This window comes from Bombella saccharophila (genome assembly GCF_026385475.1).
Classification (GTDB): Bacteria; Pseudomonadota; Alphaproteobacteria; order Acetobacterales; family Acetobacteraceae; genus Bombella; species Bombella saccharophila.
This window is the reverse complement of sequence record NZ_JANIDW010000002.1, coordinates 39558-63633: the sequence shown is the minus strand read 5'-3', so window position 1 is coordinate 63633 and position 24076 is coordinate 39558. Positions and strand designations below refer to the sequence as shown.

General features: G+C 50.8%; 21 protein-coding genes. 11 read left to right on the top strand and 10 right to left on the bottom strand.

Annotated features, from left to right (window positions below; translation table 11 throughout):
- Position 1: 1 nt before the first annotated feature.
- Positions 2-1294 carry a tRNA uridine-5-carboxymethylaminomethyl(34) synthesis GTPase MnmE gene (gene mnmE, locus NQF64_RS04575; RefSeq protein ID WP_266106632.1) on the bottom strand — a complete coding sequence of 431 codons (1293 nt, stop codon included), beginning with the start codon at positions 1292-1294 and terminating at the stop codon, positions 2-4.
- 88 nt (positions 1295-1382) lie between these two features.
- On the opposite strand from mnmE, the gene NQF64_RS04570 reads away from it, so the two are divergent.
- The 3 genes from NQF64_RS04570 to cydB all read left to right on the top strand — a co-directional run bounded on the left by NQF64_RS04570 (position 1383) and on the right by cydB (position 4507).
- Positions 1383-1844, top strand: a complete 462-nt coding sequence (locus NQF64_RS04570) for a methylated-DNA--[protein]-cysteine S-methyltransferase (protein WP_099026719.1) — start codon at positions 1383-1385, stop codon at positions 1842-1844.
- A gap of 226 nt (positions 1845-2070) precedes the next feature.
- A complete protein-coding gene (locus tag NQF64_RS04565) occupies positions 2071-3486 on the top strand; it encodes a cytochrome ubiquinol oxidase subunit I (protein ID WP_266106631.1) in 1416 nt (471 codons plus the stop codon).
- Position 3487: 1 nt separating this feature from the next.
- The gene (gene cydB / locus NQF64_RS04560) at positions 3488-4507 is read left to right on the top strand and encodes a cytochrome d ubiquinol oxidase subunit II (protein ID WP_155572504.1); all 1020 of its coding nucleotides are present in this window, start codon (positions 3488-3490) and stop codon (positions 4505-4507) included.
- 228 nt (positions 4508-4735) lie between these two features.
- Here the strand turns inward: cydB and rho are convergent, their stop codons facing one another.
- The 3 genes from rho to NQF64_RS04545 form a co-directional block, all read right to left on the bottom strand.
- Positions 4736-6046 (bottom strand): transcription termination factor Rho, encoded by a 1311-nt coding sequence (gene rho / locus NQF64_RS04555; protein WP_099026616.1) that lies wholly within the window; start codon positions 6044-6046, stop codon positions 4736-4738.
- 279 nt (positions 6047-6325) lie between these two features.
- A complete protein-coding gene (locus NQF64_RS04550; protein ID WP_099026720.1) occupies positions 6326-7858 on the bottom strand; it encodes a GMC family oxidoreductase in 1533 nt (510 codons plus the stop codon).
- A 431-nt stretch (positions 7859-8289) separates the two neighbouring features.
- Entirely contained in the window at positions 8290-8922 is a 633-nt protein-coding gene (locus NQF64_RS04545) for a gluconate 2-dehydrogenase subunit 3 family protein (protein ID WP_266106630.1), read from the bottom strand.
- A gap of 151 nt (positions 8923-9073) precedes the next feature.
- Between NQF64_RS04545 and sucB the strand changes: the two genes are divergently transcribed.
- Positions 9074-10183, top strand: a complete 1110-nt coding sequence (sucB, locus tag NQF64_RS04540) for a dihydrolipoyllysine-residue succinyltransferase (RefSeq protein ID WP_266106629.1) — start codon at positions 9074-9076, stop codon at positions 10181-10183.
- Positions 10184-10275: 92 nt separating this feature from the next.
- Here the strand turns inward: sucB and NQF64_RS04535 are convergent, their stop codons facing one another.
- The gene (locus tag NQF64_RS04535) at positions 10276-10650 is read right to left on the bottom strand and encodes a DUF3597 domain-containing protein (RefSeq protein WP_155572502.1); all 375 of its coding nucleotides are present in this window, start codon (positions 10648-10650) and stop codon (positions 10276-10278) included.
- Between the two features lie 97 nt (positions 10651-10747).
- Entirely contained in the window at positions 10748-12046 is a 1299-nt protein-coding gene (gene ahcY / locus NQF64_RS04530; RefSeq protein WP_099026620.1) for an adenosylhomocysteinase, read from the bottom strand.
- Positions 12047-12285: 239 nt separating this feature from the next.
- On the opposite strand from ahcY, the gene NQF64_RS04525 reads away from it, so the two are divergent.
- Together NQF64_RS04525 and NQF64_RS04520 are read left to right on the top strand one after the other, a co-directional pair.
- Positions 12286-13374, top strand: a complete 1089-nt coding sequence (locus NQF64_RS04525) for a CorA family divalent cation transporter (RefSeq protein WP_099026621.1) — start codon at positions 12286-12288, stop codon at positions 13372-13374.
- 322 nt (positions 13375-13696) lie between these two features.
- Positions 13697-15139, top strand: coding sequence for a catalase (locus tag NQF64_RS04520; RefSeq protein ID WP_099026622.1), 1443 nt, complete (start codon positions 13697-13699; stop codon positions 15137-15139).
- Positions 15140-15204: 65 nt separating this feature from the next.
- Here NQF64_RS04520 and NQF64_RS04515 read toward each other — a convergent pair whose 3' ends face one another.
- On the bottom strand, positions 15205-15846 hold the full coding sequence (locus tag NQF64_RS04515) for a hypothetical protein (RefSeq protein WP_266106628.1): 642 nt from the start codon (positions 15844-15846) through the stop codon (positions 15205-15207).
- Between the two features lie 131 nt (positions 15847-15977).
- On the bottom strand, positions 15978-16679 hold the full coding sequence (locus tag NQF64_RS04510) for a pirin family protein (protein ID WP_266106627.1): 702 nt from the start codon (positions 16677-16679) through the stop codon (positions 15978-15980).
- A gap of 150 nt (positions 16680-16829) precedes the next feature.
- Between NQF64_RS04510 and NQF64_RS04505 the strand changes: the two genes are divergently transcribed.
- A complete protein-coding gene (locus tag NQF64_RS04505; RefSeq protein ID WP_266106626.1) occupies positions 16830-17759 on the top strand; it encodes a LysR family transcriptional regulator in 930 nt (309 codons plus the stop codon).
- 104 nt (positions 17760-17863) lie between these two features.
- Complete coding sequence (wrbA, locus tag NQF64_RS04500) at positions 17864-18460, top strand: NAD(P)H:quinone oxidoreductase (RefSeq protein WP_155572496.1); 597 nt, start codon at positions 17864-17866, stop codon at positions 18458-18460.
- 84 nt (positions 18461-18544) lie between these two features.
- Here the strand turns inward: wrbA and NQF64_RS04495 are convergent, their stop codons facing one another.
- Positions 18545-19630, bottom strand: coding sequence for an A/G-specific adenine glycosylase (locus NQF64_RS04495; RefSeq protein WP_266106625.1), 1086 nt, complete (start codon positions 19628-19630; stop codon positions 18545-18547).
- Between the two features lie 46 nt (positions 19631-19676).
- Here NQF64_RS04495 and NQF64_RS04490 point away from each other — a divergent pair, with 46 nt between their 5' ends.
- Positions 19677-20195 carry a DUF721 domain-containing protein gene (locus tag NQF64_RS04490; RefSeq protein ID WP_196424797.1) on the top strand — a complete coding sequence of 173 codons (519 nt, stop codon included), beginning with the start codon at positions 19677-19679 and terminating at the stop codon, positions 20193-20195.
- A gap of 90 nt (positions 20196-20285) precedes the next feature.
- On the opposite strand, the gene serB is transcribed toward NQF64_RS04490, so the two are convergent.
- Entirely contained in the window at positions 20286-21182 is an 897-nt protein-coding gene (serB, locus tag NQF64_RS04485; protein WP_099026629.1) for a phosphoserine phosphatase SerB, read from the bottom strand.
- A 44-nt stretch (positions 21183-21226) separates the two neighbouring features.
- Here serB and miaA point away from each other — a divergent pair, with 44 nt between their 5' ends.
- Together miaA and ilvB are read left to right on the top strand one after the other, a co-directional pair.
- Positions 21227-22210 (top strand): tRNA (adenosine(37)-N6)-dimethylallyltransferase MiaA, encoded by a 984-nt coding sequence (gene miaA / locus NQF64_RS04480; RefSeq protein ID WP_266106624.1) that lies wholly within the window; start codon positions 21227-21229, stop codon positions 22208-22210.
- Between the two features lie 39 nt (positions 22211-22249).
- Positions 22250-24028: a biosynthetic-type acetolactate synthase large subunit gene (gene ilvB, locus NQF64_RS04475; protein ID WP_266106623.1), complete on the top strand. Its 1779-nt coding sequence runs from the start codon at positions 22250-22252 to the stop codon at positions 24026-24028.
- Positions 24029-24076 lie beyond the last annotated feature (48 nt).

Here is a 24076-nt window from a genome sequence, read left to right as displayed (position 1 = left end):
GTTACTTTCCTATACAAAACTGGCCGAAAATTGTATCGAGCAGGGCCTCTACATCCACATGGCCTGTCAGCCGCCCTATAGCCTGCATTGCTAAGCGCAACTCCTCCCCGCGTACCTCCGGCCATGAGGCCTCCAACGCATGGGTAAGATGCTGCTGCGCCTCCTGCAACCCTGCACGATGGCGCGCCCGCGTTAAAGGCGGTGTGCCACGTTGTGCCATAAGCGTGGCAAGATGTGCTTTTAGCCATTCACGCAAGGGGGTTAAACCGGCCTCATCCTGCGTATGCACCCCAAGTTCACCTCCTTGAGCCGGAGTCAGGTCTGTTTTAGTGCGTAATTTTACAGCATGGGGGGCGAGCAAAGGCGTCTCATCCCCCGGCCCGACGAGATGAAACAATACATCCGCCTTCTCCACATGCTGCATGGTCCGGCGGATGCCTTCAGCCTCAATCTCATCCTCTGTCTCGCGTAACCCTGCTGTATCAATCAAGCGAACCCGAATCCCCTCAATCATCCACTCAACACTTATCGCATCCCTCGTTGTGCCAGCTTTTTGCGTCACGATGGCTGCATCCTGCCCACTAAGAGCATTAAGCAAACTCGACTTCCCGACATTTGGGGCCCCAGCGAGCACAATCTTCAACCCGTCCCGCACAATCTCGCCCCGCTCATCAGCAAGATGAGCCTGCATCTCCTGCGCTAAAACCCGACAATCTTCTATAAGGGCACCCTCCACCTCTGGGGGAAGCTCCTCATCGGGGAAGTCAATCAACGCTTCCTGTTGGGCTAAAATCTGCCGCAATCGCGCTGCCCATCCTGTATAAAGCTGGCTTAATGCCCCATCAGCTTGCCGCAAGGCTTGATGACGCTGCGCTTGTGTTTCCGCCTCAATTAAATCCGCAATCGCTTCCGCTTGGAGAATATCCATCCGCCCCGCTTGGACAGCCCTGCGGGTAAACTCCCCCGGCTCAGCAGGGCGGCCACCAAGATGCACAAGAGCCTGCGCTACGGCCTCTATAATCGCCGGGCCAGCATGGAGGTGCAGCTCAAAACTATCTTCCCCTGTATAAGAGCGCGGCCCCGGCAACCATAAGATAAGGGCATGGTCTAACACATCCCCCTCATATGTTAAGGCCCGCACGCTAGCATGACGCGGCGGCGGTAAAACCCCGCATAATGCCTTTAAAATCTTACCACTCTCCGGCCCGCTTACCCGCATAACCGCAATCGCCCCCTGCACGGAGCCTGTCGCTATAGCAAAAATTGTGTGAGTGGATGCGCCAGATATGTTCATGCCGCCTTTCATACAGCACTCCTGCCAGAAAAGCAGCGTTTTGTAGAAAGAATTGACGCTCATCACTAAAACAGGCAGCTTAGAGCTTATGCCACAGCTTTCTTTTCATTCCCCCCTTGGTGCCCTCACTCTTAGCGAAGAGGACGGGCGCATCGTCTCCCTTGATGAAGGCTGGGGACGCGACCAGAGTGAAACCCCACTCCTGCTTCAGGTACGAGACATGATGCAGGATTATTTTGATGGCAAAGTGGTGGATTTCCAATCCATCCCGCTCATGCTGTGTGGTACAGCCTATCAAGAGCGCGTATGGGCTGCCTTACGCACAATTCCCCATGGCCAAACCCGCAGCTATGCCGAGCTAGCCCGCAGCATCGGCGGTAGCCCGCAATCCATCGGCCAAGCCGTAGCGCGCAACCCGTTGCTTATCCTCATCCCCTGCCATCGCGTATTACCCTCTCATGGCAAAAACTACGGCGATTATAGCGGTTTTGAAGGAGCCGAGAGCAAAGCCTTCCTGCTCGACTTAGAGCGCGAGATGCTCACCCCGTAAAAACGGACTGTTATAAAACATACCCTATAAACTCCATAAAAAATTGTAATAATAGCTTTTCCATACCTGCCTCATCTGCCAAAAACGGGCATTTAACAAGTACCAATACCCATTACGTAAACAATACCTATCACAGAAAAAATAAAACCAATTTTATAATGTCTCATAAGTCCAATAACGAAAAACTATGGAGTCTTCCTAATTTAACGGAAAGGAACGATTATTTATGGTTACCGACCATAATATACCCCTGATAATCGCACGAATACAATTTGCACTTACCGTTGGCGTACATATAATATTTCCTGCATTTTCAATCGGACTATCTGTTTTTCTCACATTTCTTGAAGGGATGTGGTTAAGAACGACTGATAATCGTTATTTAAATCTCTTTAAATATTGGTTGAAGGTCTTTTCAATCGTCTTTGGGATGGGTGTCGTCTCCGGGATCGTTATGGCTTACGAATTCGGCACAAACTGGGCTAGATTCTCCGCCAAAGCAGGACCGATCACCGGTGTTCTACTCTCCTATGAGGTTATGACAGCCTTCTTCATGGAGGCAGGCTTCCTTGGTGTTATGCTTTTCGGGCTAAACCGAGTTGGGCGCAAAATGCACTTCTTTGCCACTTGTGCTGTCACCACGGGAACACTCATCTCCATGACATGGATCCTTGCGTCAAACTCATGGATGCAAACCCCGCAAGGCTATATCATCGACCCTAAAACCGGCCATTTTTTACCAAAAGATTGGCTGGCCATTATTTTTAATCCGTCATTCCCCTATCGGATCATCCATATGGGACTGGCCGCTATGCTCTCTGTCGCCTTTACTGTAGCGGCGGCTGGAGCGTGGCATCTGCTCAAAGCGAAAAAGAACAAAATACAGGCTGATGGTACAGTCCGCCTTATGTTCTCCCTCTCCCTTTGGATGATTGTCGCCACAGCCCCGCTCCAAATCTTGGCAGGTGATATGCACGGGCTAAATACCCTGAAATATCAACCCGCTAAGGTTGCAGCGATAGAAGGAGACTGGATAAGTGAGAGACGGGCTCCCGAACTGCTCTTTGGCATCCCGAACATGAAGACCGAGCATACAGATTATGCCATAAGTGTCCCACTACTTGGCTCTCTCATCCTTACCCATGACATTAATGGCAAAGTCCCCGGGTTAAAAGATTATCCAGCAGACCAACGGGCCCCCTCGCCAATTGTATTCTTCTCCTTCCGCATCATGGTTGCCTTGGGAGGGATTATGCTGCTCTGTGGTTTATGGTCACTCTGGCTACGCCATAGGGGACGGTTTTTTACACATCCACTCTTCTTGCGGGTAATGCTCATCATGGCCCCGGCCGGCTTTGTTGCATTGCTCTGCGGCTGGGTCACCACCGAGGTAGGCCGCCAACCATGGACTGTGTACGGCTTACTCCGCACAGAAGACAGTGCCTCACCCCTTGCTCTCTCTAGCCTGTCTTTCTCCATGCTCTTTTTTGTCGTGATTTATGTTTTTGTCTTTGGCTCTGGCCTTCTCATGCTCGTCCGTCTGCTCAGAACCGCCCCAGAAGCCACCGATAACACTCATGATGACACCATGATTCTAGGTAGTCATCACCATACGGTCTCTCATAACAAAGAGGTGCCCTGACATGTCCGGTCTTGCTTATTATTTGCCCTTCATCTGGGCTTTCATCGTCATTCTAGCCATCTCTATCTATGTCATTCTGGATGGTTTTGACTTAGGCATTGGTATGCTCTTTGCTTTTGAGAAAAAGCCAGAGCACCGCGATGTTATGATCAACACCATTGCCCCTGTCTGGGATGGTAATGAGACATGGATGGTTTTAGGGGGTGCAACATTATTTGGTGTTTTCCCCGGTGCTTACAGTACATTACTACCCGCTTTTTATATTCCCATCATCATAATGCTGGGTGCCCTAATCTTCCGTGGTGTTGCCTTTGAGTTCCGCATCATGGCGCACTCCCCCGGTTACCGGACATTCTGGAACAAGGGCTTCATGGCAGGCTCCATGCTCGCATCCTTTTGCCAAGGATGTATTCTTGGAGGCTATGTCCAAGGAATCCACACTCATGACGGTGCTTTTGCCGGTGGCCCAATGGATTGGCTAACACCCTTTAGTGTTCTTTGTGGCCTCTCTGTCATCATCGGCTATGCCCTTTTAGGCACAACATGGTTGGTCTGGCGCACATCCGATGAGCTAGAAGCACAATGCCGCCGTTGGTCTAAACGGCTATCTATCCTAATGCTTCTTTGCATCATTGCCGTTAGCTGTTGGACGCCTTTCCTCCATGCGCCCTATCTTCATCACTGGCTTGCTTTCCCGAACATTCTATTCGGCCTGCCTGTCCCGCTACTCGTAGCCCTATTTGGGTTTATGATGTGGCACAGTTTGGATAAAGACCACACTATTACACCCTTCCTCTGCACTATAGGATGGTTCCTACTAAGTTTGGTGGGGCTAGCTATCACCATCTGGCCCTACGCTGTTCCCCCAACATTAACCCTGTGGGATGTAGCATCACCTGTTCCCAGCCAGCTCTTCCAACTTGTTGGGACCGTTATCTTACTCCCTATCATTACAGGATACTCAATTTATTCTTACTATCTCTTCCGTGGAAAGGTCACCAAAGCCGATGGATATCACTAAATTCATCACATATGATGCAAAAAAGGTTCCCACTTCTTTTTGTAAGCGTCTAGGCTGGTTCCTCAGCCTCTGGATAGCGGGCACGGTCACCATTATTCTGGTGGCCAGCCTGCTCCATATGTTGATCCCTCATTGAAGGACAGCCCACTAACATAGACCCGTTATAAAAAAGGCAGGCCCCTTAATGAAGGCCTGCCTTTTTTGCAGCAACTTACTAACTATAATAATCTAGTTATTCATCGCATCGAAGAAATCCTGATTTGTCTTGCTATAGCGCAGCTTATCAAGCAGGAAGTCCATAGCATCCATCGTGCCCATGGGAGCCAAGATACGGCGAAGGACCCACATTTTGGAGAGGGAGGCACGATCCACCAATAGCTCCTCCTTACGCGTGCCGGACTTGGTGATGTCGATAGCGGGGAAGGTCCGCTTATCAGCCAATTTACGATCCAACATCAGCTCGGAGTTACCTGTACCCTTAAACTCTTCGAAGATGACCTCATCCATACGGGAGCCTGTATCAATCAAGGCTGTAGCGATAATGGTAAGGGAGCCGCCTTCCTCAATATTACGCGCCGCACCGAAGAAGCGTTTAGGCCGTTGGAGGGCATTAGCATCCACACCACCGGTCAACACCTTACCAGATGACGGCACAACCGTGTTATAGGCACGCGCAAGACGTGTGATGGAATCTAACAAGATGACCACATCGCGCTTATGCTCAACAAGACGTTTGGCTTTCTCCAACACCATTTCCGTCACCTGCACATGGCGATGAGCGGGTTCATCAAAGGTGGAGGACACAACCTCACCGCGCACAGAGCGGGCCATGTCTGTCACTTCCTCAGGTCGCTCATCAATAAGCAGAACAATGAGGAACACATCAGGATGATTTGCCGAGATAGAGGCCGCAATGCTTTGCAGCATGACCGTCTTACCCGTCCGCGGGGGGGCGACAATCAACGCACGCTGGCCCATCCCAATAGGAGCGACAAGGTCAATCACGCGGGAGGTATAATCTTTTTGGTCTTTACGGTCCCGTCCCTTGCTTTTTGCTGGGGCAGGGGCGGCATTAACAGCATCTTGCTGCTCTGTCTCCATCCGCAAAGGACGCTCAGGAAAGAGCGGTGTTAGGTTATCAAAATTAATCCGCGTGCGGACTTGCTCTGGGGCTTCAAAATTGATCGTATTGACATTTTGCAGGGCAAAATAACGCTCGCCATCCCGTGGGGCGCGGATTTCCCCTTCCACCGTATCACCCGGCCGCAAGGCAAAACGCCGCACTTGCGCAGGGGAGACGTAAATATCATCAGGGCCGGGAAGGTAGTTTGCCTCTGGGCTACGAAGGAAGCCAAAACCATCCGGCAAAATCTCAAGAGTGCCCTCGCCGTAAATAGCCTGTTCACGCTCGGCAAGAGTTTTGAGAATAGCGAACATCATATCCTGCTTCCGCAGGGATGAGGCATTCTCAACCTCCAATTCTTCAGCAAAAGCCAATAGATCAGCGGGAGATTTCTTCTTCAATTCGGCGAGATGCATGAAATGATGCGCCTTGATAAGCCCCTCTCACGAAGGGTGAAAATAGGAAAGAAAACGGAAGTCCAGACTAAGGGCCGATAAAGGCCCCCAAATACTACCAATCAATAGAGACAAGCAAAATGACGTTTCTCTAAAGAAAGACTGGCAAAACTGCCTTCCGGTGCGAAGGGAATGACCCGGCAGGCTAGGCAGGACGCCGCCTCCATAAGGTCCGACCCCTCATTAAGTGAAAGGGGCCGATACTGTCAAGACGCCCCCTCTCACTTAACATCATCATACTTACACAACCTTTAGCAGCGCATCCGCTGTTCGTAAGGAAAGTGCCATAATGGTCAAAGCAGGATTAGCCGCCCCAGAGCTAGGGAAGGTAGAGTGATCGCTTATCCATAGATTCTCAATATCAAAACTACGGCCATAGGGATTAACCACCGCAGAGCCTGCATCTTTACCCATACGGCATGTGCCAATCATATGGGCAGCACGGCTTATGACCCGTATATCCTTCGCCCCGATCGACTCCCACATCTTCACCATCAGACGGGTAGCATGGCGGTGCATGGCCTCCTCATTAGGGCCATAACTGTAATCAATGCGCGGTTTTGGCAGACCAAAAGCGTCTTTCTCCTCCGAGAGGGTTACGCGGTTTTCCTCCCGTGGGAGGCTCTCCCCATGCATCCCAATACCGGCACTATAATTATAGGCGGCCAAAGTTTGGCTTAAAGCTTCACCACGCCGCCCATCAGCACGCACAAGATTTGCCGCCCATGTCAGAGGCATCATACCAAGGGATTGTAGCAAATAACCCCCCGCAAAATCCGCATCCTTAGGCCGGAGCATATCCTCAGTAATCGTAAGAGATGGGTATCCTTTATTCGGCCGGATTTCCTCATCAAACACGCCCCACACTTGGGTGGAGACATGTGTCATGTAATTCCGCCCCACTTGGCCGGAGCTATTGGCCAGACCATTATGCAGTAATAAGCGAGCCGTCTCCACCGCCCCAGCGGCAAGAACAACAGCCTTACATTTTTGCCGTTCTTCTCGCCCATCTTTTACATAAATGACAGCTGTAATCCGCCCCTGACTATCACGCTCAAAAGCTGTTGCCATACAACCGGGACGCAACTCCGCCCCATGAGCGCAAGCTAACGGTAAATAGGTATTATCAACACCTGATTTCGCCCCATTGCGGCAACCTTGATGGCAGGCCCCGCAATTAACACACCCTTCACGATGACCAAAATGAGGCTGCTCACGCCCTTGCGAAATCACAGCTACAGGCCCATCCGCATGGCGTAACCCTACATTATCGCACGCTTTCCGCATTTTAAGGGCTGCTGCATTAGGGGCCAAAGGAGGATAGGCATAATGGCGGCTTTCATCCCACGGATAATGCGCTGGGCCGCTAACCCCGATAAAGCGTTCAACCTCCTCTATATAAGGTTGAATCTCCTCAGCACCGAAGGGCCAATCAACCCCTTGGCCGGTCTCACTATGGAGATGAAACTCCCGCTTATCCATTCGTGGTAAAAATGCCCCGTAATGAAGCAAAGAGCCCCCAAGGCCCGTCCCGCTATTATTGCCACCAAAGGCTTGTGGGGTCTTCCCACCGGAGAGCCGCTCATGCAGCCAATAAAGCTCCTGCGCGGTTGGCTCATCAGGCGTATGGGACCGCGCTTGAAAAGCCGGTCCTGCTTCCAACGCTACGACCTTTCGCCCTGCTTGGGCCAGCCGCGCTATAAGAGGGGCACCACCGGCCCCTGTACCGATAACAACAACATCAGCAATTTGTTGTGAAACATCATTCATCATGTTCTGCGTCATCAAACTATGTCCATCACCTTATGGATAAAGTGGTTTAGGTTGGGGTACATGGGGATTGTACGGGCTTTTATGAGAGCGGTACCGAGTACTGGGGACGGTACTGTACCCCCTTATAAAAAGGGGATTGTACACAGGCCCATTGTGGAAAAAGAAGGATAACATCCTAGAGGCCTTGAGTCTTCTTGCTTAGTGAAGTTGTACACAGTGTGAGTAAGCTGGGGTACATTTTTAGAAAGCCGGGTACCCCAGTTTTCACAGGGTTTAACCACATCATCAATTTATAATTTTATAAATTAAAATGTTGTGTTGTCGGTCTTTCTTCTCACGCACGCTATGATTTCACGTCATTTTCGCTTTAAAGCTGAACCCTCTACGGATGGAACTTTTCTCTCACATATAGCCCTTTATCCCACCATGTTTTATGGATGATTCCGATTCAAAAAACGGCGTTCATTTTCAGGCTCAAACGCTTCTTTTTGCTCTAAGCTATGAGCCGAAAATCCTTGTATTTCCTTATCTCCACCGGTCATATTGGCAGAAATACCAAGCTTATCTTGCGCTATAGGATGCGCCAGAAAAGACGATACAATCGCCGTGCGCATATCCCCACTCCACAAAGCCATCTGGGCAGGGGAAAAAGCAGCGGAAGAGCAAGCTGGTAATGTGCCTGCAAAAGCATCATCAAGCAGAGAGCCACGATCTTCAGCCTTTAAGGCTGTATAAGAGGAGCCAAAAAGATGCTGAGCGTAATCATTAAGAGAAGCTAGGCCCATCTCCCAAGCTTTTAAGTCAGTTGGGAGGTCGGCAAAACGCCATCCATCACCCGGCCCGGCGAGGGTTTTATCAATCATAACAGCAAGGTTAAGGTGAACATCACCAAGCAGAGAGCTTTGTGGCAAAATATCATCGCAAACTTGCTCTAAACAATGAAAAGACGATGCAGAGAGATGCTCTCTCTTGCCTTGTTCATCCTCCATACGTTGTAACAGCGCAGAGCGCGTGCGGGCTGATATATGGTCTGATTGAAGGAAATCAGGGGGTGTGCGTGGCATGGTCTTTTCCTATAAGAAAGATGAAAAAAGTAAGAGAAGGCTTTACCCTATTGTCTCATCAGGAGATATAAGGGAATGAAATGCGAGGCCTTTTCTGGCAAGTGGGGGGTAAAACCCGTTTTTCAAGTTCTAAAAAAGCAGGAGACATAAGGTGACGGTTGAAATTAAGGTCCCTGTGCTTGGGGAGAGCCTAAATCAGGCAACCGTGGCACGTTGGCTCAAGCAGTCTGGTACGTATGTACAGGCTGGAGAAACGATTTTAGAGCTAGAGACGGATAAAGTGACCCTAGATGTCCCCGCACCAGCGGCAGGGCAATTAACATATGACCTTGCCGAGGGCATTGATGTTGATGTCGGGCAGGTTGTCGCTCTTATTGATGAGACAGCACCACCACCGCGCGTTGCTCCAAAAGAGACGGTGGATGAACACGCCCCAGAGCCTACGCCTGCGGTGGTTGATGATGCCCCACCGGCCTCTCCCGCCCCTCAAGAGGCTGTATCTGTGAAGGATGATAGGCAAGAGAAAGAACCTTTCATAGAGCATGTGGCTGGGGGGAATGAAGGGGAACGGCGCGTACCGATGAGCCGCCTTCGCCAAACCATCGCCCGTAATTTAAAGGCGGCGCAAAATAACGCGGCTATTCTTACAACCTTTAATGAGGTTGATATGAGCGCGGTGAAGGAATTGCGCGCTCAATATCGGGATTTGTTTGAGAAGAAGCATGAAGGTGCCCGATTGGGCTTTATGTCCTTTTTTGCTCGCGCTGTTATAGGGGCTTTAAAGGACTATCCTATCCTAAATGCACAGATTGACGGCCAAGAGATTGTTTATCGGGATCATGTTAATCTTGGCATTGCTGTGGGAACAGAGCGCGGCTTGGTGGTGCCTGTTCTGCGTCATGCAGAGACGTTGAGTTTTGCGGAGCTAGAGAAACGCATTGCCGATTATGGGAAACGGGCCCGTAAAGGTGGTCTTGCTCTTAAAGAGTTAGAAGGGGGGAGCTTTACCATCACGAATGGTGGAATCTTTGGTTCGTTGCTCTCCACGCCCATTCTTAATGCCCCGCAATCTGGGGTGTTGGGTATGCATGCAATTCAGGAGCGGCCTGTTGCCCGCAATGGGCAGGTGGTCATCCGGCCTATGATGTATGTGGCCCTCTCTTACGATCATCGGCTTGTTGATGGACGTGAGGCGGTAAGCTTCCTCGTGCGGTTAAAAGAGTTGATTGAAGACCCACGCCGTTTGCTTTTGGATATTTGACCCTAAGCTAATTGGTACAGAAAACCCCCTCTATTCTGATTGGATAGAGGGGGTTTTGTTAGAGAGGTAAGGTTATAAGGGGGTGTTGGCTATCAATGGCCCCAACCAGCGGGGATTTTGCCACCATTGTTAGCAAGTTCTGTGTAAACTTGCTTAATGAGCCATACATTCATCGTGGCGGTATCGTTTTTATCGCCTGTATAATGCAGCTCATCAGCTAGGGATTGACGAGCCTGTAAGGAGCTGTCGAGCCCTAGGAGCTTGAGAAGATCAACAATCGATTCTTTATAATTTAAAGGCTGTCCTGCCTTAGCAGCCAGCTCTTTTAGAACAGCATCTACATCGACTTGCGCAACAGAAGGCGTGGCAGATGGTGCAGCATTGTCAGCGGCTTCCGCAGGGGACGTGCCAAGCAGGCTTTTGGCAAAGTGCGAGACTTTGGAGACGATGTCGTTAAAAAGACCCATGATGTAGTCCTTCCTTAAAATAGGCGTGAAAAGATTTTATCACGCCCCCTGCTTTCATATGAGATGAAGGCAGAGAGAGCATGATAAATGGCAGTGATTAATACCGGTACAGGTCGTGCTTAAACGGCCCTGTTGGGGAAACACCGATATAATCAGCTTGCGCTTGCGTCATCTTAGAGAGAGTGGCTCCGACCTTTGCGAGATGCAAGGCAGCGACTTTTTCATCAAGAATCTTTGGCAATGTGTACACTTTCCCCGCCTTATATTGGCCGGGTTTAGCGTTCCAAAGTTCAATCTGTGCAAGGGTTTGATTGGTAAAGGAGGCAGACATCACAAAAGAGGGATGACCTGTTGCATTACCAAGATTCACCAAACGCCCTTCAGAGAGGAGGATTAAGCGGCGGTTAGGGGCAAGCTCAATCTCATCAACCTGTGGTTTAATATTGGTCCATTTATGGTTGCGCAGGGCAGAGACCTGAATCTCACTATCAAAATGTCCGATATTGCAGACAATGGCCCGGTCTTTCATCTCACGCATATGCTCAATGGTGATGATGTCCTCATTACCGGTGCAAGTGACGAAAATATCCCCACGCGGAGCGGCATTTTCCATCGTGACGACTTCATACCCTTCCATAGCAGCTTGAAGGGCGCAGATTGGATCCACCTCTGTGACAAGCACACGGCAGCCAGCACTTCGCAGAGAGGCGGCAGAGCCTTTACCCACATCACCATAACCAGCCACGACAGCGACTTTGCCAGCCATCATAACATCAGTCCCGCGGCGGATGGCATCAACCAAGCTCTCGCGGCACCCATAAAGGTTATCGAACTTCGATTTCGTCACGCTGTCATTGACATTAATAGCAGGGACTTTCAGCAGCCCTTTGCGTTCCATCTCCCAAAGGCGATGCACGCCTGTTGTGGTTTCTTCAGAGATACCGCGAACCTCTTTGAGAAGGTCGGGGTATTTTTCGTGCATGAGGGTTGTAAGGTCTCCCCCATCATCAAGGATCATATTAGGTGTCCAGCCATCAGGGCCTTTGATGGTCTGCTCAATACACCAAATGAACTCCTCCTCATTCATCCCCTTCCACGCGAAAACGGGGATATTTGCTGCAGCAATGGCTGCGGCGGCTTGGTCTTGTGTGGAGAAGACATTGCAAGAGGACCAACGGACCGTTGCCCCAAGGGCGATGAGTGTCTCAATAAGGACAGCGGTTTGAATGGTCATATGCAGGCAGCCAGCAATCCGCGCGCCTTTAAGCGGCTGGCTTTTGCCATATTCGGCACGCAGAGCCATCAGGCCCGGCATTTCCCCTTCTGCGATAGAGATTTCCTTACGGCCCCAATCGGCAAGGGACATATCGCGGACTTTGTAATCCTGTTTACTCATTTATTGTTCCTCAGCTTTTTGCTGTTTTTGGACCTCATAACTTATAGAGTGTTGCACAAGCGGTGGGAAGGAGAGGTTACTAAGAGTTTCTGTTAGAAAATAAGCCTCCCTATATTGCGTCCTATTTAGCAACGTGTCAGAGAACAGGGCACGCTTTTCTTTGGCGTGGTTTTATTCCTCCTCTAGGAGGGGAGGTCCGTTGGCTTTGGTCCAGGTTAAAAACTGTAATGGGGGTGGTTATGCCCGACAATACTGTTCCAAATTTTTCCTTTACAGTGCTGGACCCTGCTTTAAAGGAGGCTCATTCCGTCCCACGCATTAAGGGGCTTGTTTGGGCGATTGAGGCTGTGCCGGGGAAGGGCATCACCCCGTTGGAGGCTGATGAGGTCCAACGTATTTTGCAATCTCCCGGTGTGGGAGACCCAGAAAATGATGTGTTGTTAGAGGCTAACTCATGGTGTTGGCTGCATTTTGATACGGTTCATCGCTCTGCACGCAGCCATGTGGGGCGTTTGCCTGGTATGCCAGAAGATGTCGGCATGATGTTAGCAGAGACGGATTACGGCATTGCGTTGGAAGCCGCGGATGATACGGTTTGGGGGGCCTTACCGGCTTTTGATGATGCGTTGGCGGAGGAAGATCGCGAGATTTGTGCATGGCGGTTTGCGATGCGGCAAAATTTGCTCATCACCACACGCCGTACGCCTATCCCTGTTTTAGGTTCGGCTTATCGGTCCTTACAAACACAAGGTGTCCCGCGTAATCCCGCTGGGGTTATAGACCGTGTTTTGAGGGATTTTACTGGGACGGTACGCCGCCAACTGGGCCAGCTTGATGATGAATTAGACCGTGCGGAAGATGTCCTCTTAGCTATTGAGCATGGCTCCGACCTTGGGCATCTCGGTGGGATTGTAGGTAAAGTGCGCCGCCGTGCGACAGAGCTGCGGCGCGTTGTCATGCCGATTGACCGTGTATTGCGTGATGAAGATCTCGACCTCCCCGATTGGGCAGAGGATGATTTGCGCGACCGTGCCGAGCGGCAGATTCATGCTGCGTTGGATGACCTCATCGCTTTGCAAGACCGCGCGCGCTCGCTGCAAGATGAGCTTGCCTCTAGTCAAGCTGAAGAAACAAACCGCCGCCTGTGCATCGTCTCTATTGTGACGACCCTTATGCTCCCTGCCACGTTAGTAACGGGCTTCTTTGGGATGAATACTGGCGGTATGTTTTTAGCTTCTGGTGGGTTAGGTACCATCTTTGCTGGTGGGCTATGTGTGGCTGCTATGGCCGTGACCTTTATTTTTATGAAAATTGCTCGGTTATTTTAAAAAACATAGAAACAGCCTATGTTTTGGGAATAGTTTGATATATTTTTATTATAATTGAAATAACGATAGGATGTTATTGAAAATCATTCTCATAAGAAAAGATGATTATCTTACATAAGAGATAGTTATGAAACGATATTGTGTCTTTTTTTAAAGAAAAAGGGGATAGACAGTATCCTCAAACTTGCTTAGCCTCTTTAACCAAGGGTTGGTACCGGGGTAAATTGGGACTGTTTATTAGAGAAACAGGATTAATCATTTTCCTTTTTCCGTAGGTACTACCTATTTTCTGACATCAGATAGTAAGGAAGGAGTCCTTTAAATGTCTGATAAAAACATCATTCGCACAACAGCTGGTGCCCCTTGGGTGAGCAATCAGGACAGTAAATCTGCTGGTCCTCGTGGTCCGTTGCTGCTGGAAAATTATCAGCTAATTGAAAAGCTGGCTCATCAGAACCGTGAGCGTATCCCAGAGCGTACCGTCCATGCCAAGGGTGTTGGTGCCCATGGGACATTGACTGTCACAAAGGACATCACGAAATACACATGTGCGTCTCTTTTCTCCAAGGTTGGGAAAAAGACGGAGATGTTCTTGCGGGCTTCCACCGTTGCTGGTGAGCGCGGGGCTGCTGATGCCGAGCGTGACGTACGCGGTTGGGCGCTGAAGTTCTATACCGATGACGGTAACTGGGATTTGGTGGGTAATAACACGCCGGTCTTCTTCATCCGTGATCCGATCAAGTTCCCGGACTTCATCCATACGCAAAAGCGTCATCCACGCACCAATCTGCGCTCTGCTACAGCGATGTGGGACTTCTGGTCTCTTAGCCCAGAGAGCTTGCATCAGGTCACTATCCTGATGTCTGATCGTGGTATCCCTAAAGGCATCCGTAACATGAACGGGTATGGCAGCCATACCTACTCCATGTGGAATGCGAAAGGTGAGCGCTTCTGGGTGAAGTTCCACTTCAAGACCCAGCAAGGTCATGAGTTCTACACAACTGAGGAAGCGGCCGAGGTTGTTGCTAAGACCCGTGAGTCCACACAAGAAGACCTGTATGAGAACATCGAGAAGGGGAACTTCCCCAAATGGACGTTCTATATCCAGGTGATGGAAGAAGAAGAGGCCGAGCGCGTCAACTTTAATCCGTTTGATGTAACCAAGGTTTGGTCTCATAAGGATTATCCGTTGATTGAGGTTGGTGAGCTAGAGCTTAACCGCAACCCAGAGAATTACTTCGCTGAGGTTGAGCAGGCTTCGTTCTCTCCATCCAATATTGTGCCGGGTATTGGTTTCTCTCCTGATCGTATGTTGCAGGGGCGTATCTTCGCCTATGCAGATGCGCATCGCTACCGTGTTGGGACGCATTATGAGGCATTGCCGATTAACCGTCCTAAAATCAAGGTGAAGAATTATCATCTTGATGGGCCGATGCTCCATGATGTGCCAAAGCGTGGCGATGGCGATTATTATGAGCCAAACTCTTTTGGTGGCCCGGTAGAGGATTTAGCAGCGATGGAGCCGCCGCTACGTGTCAGTGGGGATGCCACCTATTACGAGCATCGTAAGGATGGTGACGACTTCGCTCAGCCGCGTGCTTTGTTCCATCTGTTTGATGCGGGGCAGAAGCAGCGTCTGTTCAACAATATCGCAGGGGCTATGGCTGGTGTGCCGCAAAATATCATCGACCGTCAGCTTGCTCTGTTTGAGAAGGTTGACCCTGCCTATGCCGAAGGGGTCCGTAAGGCTCTAAAAGGCTGCTAAGCTGGTTTAAGCGCCTACGCTAAACTAGGGAAAAGCCCTCTGCGTATATAACGCAGGGGGTTTTTTTATGTGTGGATATGGATGATGAAGGTAGAGGCAAGGGAGGGATCATCACCTTGTTGTAAGGTGATGACATCTTGTTGTCCGGCGGGGAGTTGCCCAAGGCGTGTTAATTCAGCAAGATTTTTAGGAAGGGGAATGTCAATCTCTCCAATATGGAGATGGAAGGGCACCTCTGATGAAAAATGAGCTGCACCAACAGCATGTTGATTTAATGCGCGTATCTCGGCTTGGTTTTGGTCGATGAGGCGTGCAAGCCCTTTATAGCTCTCTATCGTTAAGGGGAGAAAAGGATATGCTTCTTCTTGACGATTTACCGTAAAATCAAGCGTATTCGCTTTATCTGTAAGGGTAAGCCAATGGTGGTTTGTTTCGGTATTACGGAGGGTTATTACACCATGATCCGTAGGTGTAAGCTCACTCTCTGGTAGTGGAAAGGGCAGAGAGATGCGTTTGTGAAACCGCGCTTTAAGAGCATCTGCCGTCTCATATGATAAGACCGGGGCTGAAAGCGGCTCATTAAGACGCATCATAAGCCCTGGAAGTTGATGCACATTAAAAGGTTGAAGGATAATCTCATCAGCGAGGCTATCATGCCCCATTATCTGACCTGTTGCGCCAAGGAGATAGAGATTATGTGTAATCATTGGTGCAGCTTTGTCAGATATAGGGTCATGAAGCATAAATTAATCCTGTTGCAACGCACTATAGGCTTATAGGTTTCACGGGAAACATTCTAGATGAAACCATAAAATCGTCTTATGTGGTAGGTTTGGGATTAGGCGATTGTATCGACTAAAATCACTTCTGTATCCTCTAAGGCTTTTATCGTTATAGCATCTTGTTGGGTGATGGCGGCCCCAGCGCGGGATGTGATGCTTTGCCCATTAAGGAGAAGGCTGCCCTTAGCGGGGACGAGATAGCCCAGCCGGTCTTTCCCTAATTGATAGCGGATATCGTGACCTTTTTGTAAATTGAAGCCAACTACACGGGCATCTGCGTGGATAGGTAAAGCCCCCTCGTCCTCAGTATAGCCGGAGGCGAGGATGCTCATTTGGCTTGTTTGGTCATTTTTGGGAAAATGACGCGTCCCCCAGGAGGGCGCATGACCTTTGGATGTGGGGATGATCCATATTTGGAATATTTTGGTAGGGATGGCCTCAAGATTATATTCACTATGGAATATCCCTGTCCCAGCAGACATCACTTGTACATCACCAGCTTCCGTCCGGCCGCTATTGCCGAGGCTATCTTTATGGGTAATAGCCCCCTCACGGACATAGGTGATGATCTCCATATCCCGATGAGGGTGGGTGTCAAACCCTGTACCGGGGGCGATAACATCATCATTCCATACGCGGAGATGACCCCAATTCATACGCTTAGGGTCCATATATTGAGCAAAGGAAAAATGATGATGGGCGTCTAACCACCCGTGATCGGCATGACCTAATGTTGCAAAAGGACGATTCTCAATCATGATGTTGATACTCCCTCATTAATAGATGGAGGGACTGTAGGATGTGATAAAGATGCTTTATATAGAAAGAAATGAAAGATTTCGTTTCCATAAAAGATGGCTTTTTAGTTTTGCTTTTGGTTGTGCTTAATATGAAGGATATAAGAGATTATGAAATTACCAGACTTTGAAGCATGGGCTATTTTTGCCAAAGTGGCTGAATATGGCTCTTTCTCGCAGGCAGCGAAGGAACTGCAACTCTCCCCGCCGACTGTCTCTAAAGCGGTGAGTCGTTTAGAGCAGTCTTTAGGTGTGTCGTTATTCAGCCGCAATTCTCGGCATATATCTATCACACAAGCTGGGCATATGGTGTTGGAGCGGGCAAATCGCATCTTTTTAGAAGCGGAGTTAGCAGAGGCTGAAGCGCGTGGGGGGAAGGTTCAGCCTTCTGGCCTTATTAAAATAACAGCCCCTACGATTTTCGGTATTCGGCATATTTCGCCTATTCTCCCTTCATTTTTGAAAGAATATCCAGAAATTGACCTTATGGTTAATTTTAGTGATTCTTTTGTGGATCTGATTGCCGAAGGTTATGACCTTGCAATTCGTATTACCCGGCTAGCTGATTCCGCGCTAACTGCGCGGAAGTTGTGTACCGTGCGGCGGTTGCTTGTTGCAGCCCCTTCCTATGCGGCCTCTTTAGGGGGGATAACACACCCACGGGATTTAGAAGGCCAAAAGAGCTTTATTTATAGCAATGGTGTGGCACCGGGGATGATTCGCCTTATGGGGGAGGGGGTGCATAAAGGGGAGGTTTATATGCTCTCCCAAAAGGCGCGCCTTCAATCAGATAATGTAGAGGGTTTTCTCCCGGCTTTAGAAGCGGGGTTAGGCTTTAGTCTTTTACCAGAGTTTTTAGTAAGTGACGCGTTGAAGGCAGGGCGATTGGTGGGGCTTCTCCCTGGTTGGCATGTGGAGGATGTAGGGTTGTATCTTGTCACAACGGGGCGGGCTTTGCGCCCACAACGCGTTACGTTGTTGATGGAGCATCTCATACGCCATTTTGAAGCTCCTTCATGGCGGAATAATAGGGAAAGCTGAAAAGCTTCCTTTCCGTTTTTGTTCTATGCGCGTTAAGGGCTGTGCGTTAGTGTGCGGGGTGAGATGCCTTCTAATGGAGAAGGCCACGCGGGAGGTGGCATAATATGTCGAAGATTCTTGTTCTTTATTATTCCTCTTATGGTCATGTAGAGACAATGGCCTATAATATTGCAGAGGGTGTGCGCAAAGCTGGGCTAGAGGTAGATGTAAAACGTGTGCCGGAATTAGTGCCCGAAGAGGCGGCGAAGGCGCATCATTTTAAAGTGGATCAAAAAGCCCCAATCGCCTCGCCTGATGATTTGGTTCATTATGATGGTATTATTGTTGGGGCACCTACGCGCTTTGGGCGTTTACCAGCGCAGATGGCCAATTTCTGGGACCAAACGGGTGGTCTTTGGGCAAAAGGGGCATTGATTGGTAAGGTCGGTGCTGTTTTTACCTCCACAGCGACCCAGCATGGTGGGCAGGAGACAACGCTTTATTCTTTGATGTCTAACTTGTTGCATCATGGCTTAGTGATTAGTGGGCTGCCTTATAGCTTCCAAGGGCAGATGCGTAATGATGAGATTACCGGTGGTGCACCTTATGGGGCGACGACAATTGCCTCGGGTGATGGCTCTCGTCAGCCAAGTGAGACAGAGCTAGAGGGTGCGCGCTTCCTCGGGCAGCATGTGGCAGGGCTGGTAAAGAAGCTTGCCTAATTTTGCTGGCATGTGACCTTATGAGGGAAGGGAGGCTGGGGTCTAGCCTCCCTTTTTATGTCTCTATGTTTCATGTGAAACAATTTAGCGCATAACAGGTTTATGCTGTGTCCCGATGAGGAGGCACTTCCTCATCACGCTAGAGAGAATGGCCTCTTTAAAGGGGAGAAAACGACCATAAGAGGCAGGGATAGGGTAGTTGCTCTTAGCCGGTAAGGTGCAACCATAAATATGGACCATTAAGGTGAAATGGCTGAAAATATGCTTCACCTCCCCGCAATGCTCCCATTGGGTGGGGAAGGGCGCATCATGTGTAAAAGCTGTTTTTTTAAGCTGTGTAAGGGAGGGGGTTATTTTGTCATCCGCCCATGGCGTGCCGGGGAGTTCATCTGTGCCACCTAATAAGCCTGATGGAGGACGGGGGCGGAGTAAGACGCGGCCTTGGGCATCAATGATGCGAAAAAGAATGGCATGGCGCGTGGGGCGTGGTTTTTTCTTCTCCCGTGCAGGGAGCAGGGGGGCTAGATTGTGTATTCGGGCGAGGCACTCTTCATGCCATGGGCAGGTTAAGCAGGAGGGCGAACGGGGAGAGCATAGGCTAGCCCCGAGGTCGAACAAAGCTTGTGCAAAATCGGAAGGGCGCGCTTGTGCGGCGGGGTCATCATTTAGATGGCTGGCAAGCTGAGCTAAAAGCGGGCGCGAGGCGGGTAAAGGTTCCTCCACAGCATTGAGCCGTGCTGTGATGCGCTCCACATTGCCATCAACAGGCACGGTGGGAATATTAAAAGCAATGGCCGCAATTGCACGGGAGGTATAAGCCCCAATGCCGGGGAGTTTTTGTAGGGCTTCAATATTACGGGGAAATCCTCCTATCTCGTGAACCGCTTTGGCACATGCATGTAAGTTACGGGCCCGTGCATAATAACCAAGCCCCGCCCAAAGTTGGAGGACTGTCTCTAAGGGGGCAGCGGCGAGAGCATCAATTGTGGGGAAATGCTCTAAAAAACGCTCATAATAAGGGATGACTGTTTGCGCGACAGTCTGCTGGAGCATGATTTCACTGAGCCAGACATGGTAAGGCTCTGCTTGCTGGCCGGGGGCTGCACGCCATGGGAGGTTACGGCGGTGGCGGTCATACCATTGGAGAAGTTGGGCGGAATTAGGTGTCACGATGGGCTTAGTACGCTATGATGAAGGGGGAATAATGGGGCAGTATATGACGGAAGATTCATCGGAAAAAAAGACAAAGAAAGCGGATAAGACAGAGTATCGCCGGGTTGGGGGGCGGATGATAGGTGCGCTTTTACCACGATTAACCCAGCCAATCTTCCGTAAAAAATCGCCCCTTTATGTGCGTCTGCTTATGGAGTGGGAGACGCTTGTAGGGACAGCCTTGGCAGAGGTGAGCGAGCCATGCCGTTTGCGGCCGGGTGTATTGACGATACGATGTTGTGGCCCCGCAGCGGTGGAGATGCAATATGCAGCCCCGCGTATTTTGGCCAATATTAATACAGCTTGTGGTTTATCGGGGGCAGATGCTCTAACGCAGATTAAATTATTGCAGGATCGCCCGGTCCAACCAAAGAGAAAATCCCCCCCTCGCCCTAAGCAATGCAATGGGGCGTCCATCGCAGTGGAGGGTATAGATGATGAATCACTTAAAGAAGTGTTGGAGCGTCTAGGCAGTCATGTTTTGGCAAAAAAACAAGGCGCGAAACGCGAGAGGCGTTTTTAGGCTTGCCTAAAATATAAGATGCATAAGGAGAAGCCCTAGACCCCGGCTCTCCGTTATGGAGATGCCGAAGGCATAGGGGTGAGGGGAAGGTTACTCCCCGCCGACAATGTCGGAGGCTTTATAGCCTTGGGCAAAGAGATGCGTCCGCATCCCTGTGAAGTTGACTTGTTGCTCCACCACTTGGCGGACATTTGGCTTTGCATGATAGGCAATGCCAAGCCCCGCGGCTTGGAGCATGGGGATGTCATTAGCCCCATCACCAGTTGTGATGCTGGCAGAGAGCTGAACACCACGCTCGGCACAAATTTGCTCAAGATGTTTCTTCTTAGCATCTGGGCCGAGAATATCGCCAATGAGCTGACCTGTGATGATTCCGTCTTTAATCTCAAGGAGATTGCCGTAATGCTCATCAAAGCCGAGCTTTTTAGCCGCACGCTCGGTGAACCAGTCAAACCCACCGGAGATGAGAGCCGTGCGTGCGCCATTGGCCTTCATGGTCTGGACAAGCTCTTTAATCCCATCGGTGAAGGGGAGCTTCTCTAGCACGTCCTTTAGCAAGGATTCAGGATGGCCTTTTAGCCCGATGGTCCGTTTGCGGAGGGATTCATCAAACTCCATCTCGCCATTCATCGCGCGTTTGGTAATCTCGGCGACATAGTCACCTGTGCCGGTGGCCTTGGCGAGGTCATCCAGCGTTTCGCCATCAAAGATGGTGCTATCCATATCGGAGACGAGGACAGCCTTACGGCGGCCACGCGTCTTGGTGAGGATAGCATCGACCTTATAAGGGGCAAGGGCGGCACGGATTGTTGCAGGCGTGGCATCACCGGGGCCGGGAGGCGGGCAAAAAATATCAACGGCTTCACCCTCGGACAGCACGACCGGCGGTTCACCTTTGACAAGATTGCGGGCAATGTCGATCGCCTCTTTGGGAAGGGTCCCATTGCGGCGATTGGCAACAAGAGTCAGAACACAAGGTAGGGACATGACATCTCTCGCTAAAACATCAGAAGATATGGCAGAATAAGTGTATGAGCTCTTCTGAAAACGCCCTTATTGTGGCCGGACCGACCTGTTCGGGCAAGTCAGCTTTGGCCTTTCATTTGGCAGACCTGTATTGTGGTACGGTCATTAATGCGGATTCTATGCAGGTTTACCGGGAGTTACGCATCCTTACTGCCCGCCCAAGTGAGGCGGAGGAGGAGGCGATTCCGCATCGTTTATATGGGGTTTTGCCTGCGGCTACAGCAGGTAGTGTTGCATGGTGGCGTAAGCAGGCCCTCGCTATAATGGCAGAATGCCGCGCCGCAGGGCGGTTGCCTATCCTCTGCGGGGGGACGGGTATGTATCTACGCGCCTTGACCGATGGCCTTGTGGAAGTCCCCGACCCCGGGGCAGAGGCACGCCAACAAGCCCGCGCCCTGCTTATGGAGATTGGGCCTGAAGCGTTACACGAAAAATTGATGAAGGCAGACCCTCAAACAGCCTCTCATCTTCACCCACAAGATTCTCAACGTGTGAGTCGGGCTTGGGAAGTGCTGATGGGAACAGGCCGGGGTTTAGCCTCATGGAGGGCGGCGGAGGGCCTACCGGCAGCACCTTACCGGTTTATATCCCTCATGCTGGATCCTCCGCGTGATGAGTTACGTTCTGCCATTGCTCAACGCTTTGATGCCATGCTGGAGGCTGGGGCGATGGAGGAAGTCGCCGCGCTACGACGTCAGAACCTCCCTGAGGGCCTCCCTGCTATGCGGGCGCATGGTGTGCCAGAGTTAGGACAAGTGCTAGAGGGACAATGGAGCCTTGATGAAGCTCGCCTACAAGCGACCCGCGCCATTGGCCGTTATACGCGCCGCCAAGCGACATGGTTCCGCCATCATGCTCTTAGCAAAGATGGAGATGGCGAAATAATATTTCACAGAACGAGCGGAAAAGAGTTCTTTTTGAGTGAAAAAATGCGCGAAATTGAATATTTTATATCATCTAGAATTGACGGAGCCGGTTTAGAGCGATAGAGCAGAAGCGTTGCGTTAACCGGCGAGAGGATATACGCCATGCCTGCCAGCGAGACAGCTCCGATGATGGCAACAGGTGCTGAGGTCATTTTACGCGTTCTTGAAGAAGAAGGCGTGGATGTCATTTTCGGCTATCCTGGTGGTGCGGTCCTCCCTATCTATGATGCGCTTTTTAAGCAAAAGGCGGTCCGTCATATTCTCGTCCGGCATGAGCAAGCGGCAACCCATGCGGCGGAAGCTTATGCACGCTCCACAGGTAAAGTGGGTGTGGTGTTGGTGACATCCGGCCCCGGTGCAACCAATGCCGTAACAGGTCTGATGGATGCGAAGATGGATTCCATCCCGCTTGTTTGTTTGGCTGGGCAGGTGCCTGTCCCTTTAATCGGGAAGGATGCCTTCCAAGAGGCGGATATGGTGAGCATTACGCGCCCCGCTACGAAGCAGAGCGTCCAAGTGCGTGAGGCTGCGGCTTTAGCCCCTACGATTCGCGAGGCCTTTGCCGTAGCGCGTTCTGGCAGGCCCGGCCCGGTTTTGGTGGATTTACCTAAGAATATCACAGTCTCGGAAGCCCCCTTGCCGCCGCGCCCGGCACAACCTGCTTGTAAAGAGGCGGGGCCATCTCTGGAGGGGCATGCGGTAAAGCGTGCGATTGAGGCAATGAAGAACGCCCGTAAGCCGCTGCTTTATGTGGGGGGTGGCGTTATTAATGCCGGGCCGGAAGCCGCAAAATTGCTACGTCAGTTAGCGGAGAAAACGGGCTTCCCTGTGACCTCTACTCTGATGGGTTTAGGGGCGTATCCGTCCTCTAGTGAGCCGTTTTTAGGCATGTTGGGGATGCATGGGGCGGTTGAAGCGAATATGGCCGCGCATGATTGTGACGTGCTGGTAGCCCTTGGGGCACGGTTTGATGACCGGGTAACGGGCCGTGTGGATGGGTTCTCCCCTCATTCCTTCAAGATTCAGGCGGATATTGACCCGCGTGAGTTTGGTAAGATTGTAAAGGTTGATGTCGCTTTGCAGGGGGACCTCAAGGCGACTTTAAAGGCCTTGCTGGCAGAATGGGGGGATACGCAAGCAGCGGACCTTTCCAGCTGGTGGCAGGAGATTGCCCAATGGCGCGCTGTTGAGGGCTTTGGCTTTGAGCAAGATAAAGCCGATACAGCCATTATTAAGCCGCAATATGCGTTAAGCCGCTTGTATGAAAAGGTGAAGGCTAGCGGGCGGGATTGTTTTGTTACGACCGAGGTTGGGCAGCATCAAATGTGGGCGGCGCAATATTTCGGTTTTGATGAGCCTAACCATTGGTTGACCTCCGGTGGGCTAGGTACAATGGGCTATGGCCTGCCAGCAGCAGAAGGCGCGCAGATTGCTCATCCTGATGCTTTAGTGATTGATATTGCCGGTGAGGCCTCTACCCTGATGAATATTCAGGAGTTAGGAACAATCGCCCAATATCGCCTGCCGGTGAAAATCTTCATCCTCAATAATCATTATATGGGGATGGTACGCCAATGGCAGGAGCTAGTGCATGAATCCCGCTATTCTCAGTCTTACAGTGCAGCTTTGCCGGATTTTGTGAAGCTGGCGGAGTCGTTTGGTATCCGTGGGTTGCGGGTTGAGACGCTGGGCGGGTTGGATGAGGCCATTACCACTATGTTGGCGCATGATGGGCCGGTGTTGGTGGATGTCCATGTAGCGCAAGAGGAATGTTGCTTCCCCATGATTCCCTCTGGGGCCAGCCATGACCAGATGCTCCTAGGGCCGGGGCGTGTGTTTGGCGGGGCGAAGCTGACAGAAGAAGGCAAACGCCTCGTTTGAGAGATGGGTTTTACGGGCTGCCTAAGCGGCGGGTCGCTATTGTGTGTT

Coding starts and splice junctions, on each gene's coding strand:
- cydB (WP_155572504.1), top strand. CDS start 3,488: ATGTCCGGTCTTGCTTATTATTTGCCCTTCATCTGGGCTTTCATCGTC.
- NQF64_RS04520 (WP_099026622.1), top strand. CDS start 13,697: ATGTCTGATAAAAACATCATTCGCACAACAGCTGGTGCCCCTTGGGTG.
- NQF64_RS04510 (WP_266106627.1), bottom strand. CDS start 16,679: ATGATTGAGAATCGTCCTTTTGCAACATTAGGTCATGCCGATCACGGG.
- ahcY (WP_099026620.1), bottom strand. CDS start 12,046: ATGAGTAAACAGGATTACAAAGTCCGCGATATGTCCCTTGCCGATTGG.
- NQF64_RS04550 (WP_099026720.1), bottom strand. CDS start 7,858: ATGATGAATGATGTTTCACAACAAATTGCTGATGTTGTTGTTATCGGT.
- rho (WP_099026616.1), bottom strand. CDS start 6,046: ATGCATCTCGCCGAATTGAAGAAGAAATCTCCCGCTGATCTATTGGCT.
- ilvB (WP_266106623.1), top strand. CDS start 22,250: ATGCCTGCCAGCGAGACAGCTCCGATGATGGCAACAGGTGCTGAGGTC.
- NQF64_RS04490 (WP_196424797.1), top strand. CDS start 19,677: ATGACGGAAGATTCATCGGAAAAAAAGACAAAGAAAGCGGATAAGACA.
- NQF64_RS04505 (WP_266106626.1), top strand. CDS start 16,830: ATGAAATTACCAGACTTTGAAGCATGGGCTATTTTTGCCAAAGTGGCT.
- serB (WP_099026629.1), bottom strand. CDS start 21,182: ATGTCCCTACCTTGTGTTCTGACTCTTGTTGCCAATCGCCGCAATGGG.
- NQF64_RS04515 (WP_266106628.1), bottom strand. CDS start 15,846: ATGATTACACATAATCTCTATCTCCTTGGCGCAACAGGTCAGATAATG.
- wrbA (WP_155572496.1), top strand. CDS start 17,864: ATGTCGAAGATTCTTGTTCTTTATTATTCCTCTTATGGTCATGTAGAG.
- mnmE (WP_266106632.1), bottom strand. CDS start 1,294: ATGAACATATCTGGCGCATCCACTCACACAATTTTTGCTATAGCGACA.
- NQF64_RS04565 (WP_266106631.1), top strand. CDS start 2,071: ATGGTTACCGACCATAATATACCCCTGATAATCGCACGAATACAATTT.
- NQF64_RS04525 (WP_099026621.1), top strand. CDS start 12,286: ATGCCCGACAATACTGTTCCAAATTTTTCCTTTACAGTGCTGGACCCT.
- NQF64_RS04545 (WP_266106630.1), bottom strand. CDS start 8,922: ATGCCACGCACACCCCCTGATTTCCTTCAATCAGACCATATATCAGCC.
- NQF64_RS04535 (WP_155572502.1), bottom strand. CDS start 10,650: ATGGGTCTTTTTAACGACATCGTCTCCAAAGTCTCGCACTTTGCCAAA.
- miaA (WP_266106624.1), top strand. CDS start 21,227: ATGAGCTCTTCTGAAAACGCCCTTATTGTGGCCGGACCGACCTGTTCG.
- NQF64_RS04570 (WP_099026719.1), top strand. CDS start 1,383: ATGCCACAGCTTTCTTTTCATTCCCCCCTTGGTGCCCTCACTCTTAGC.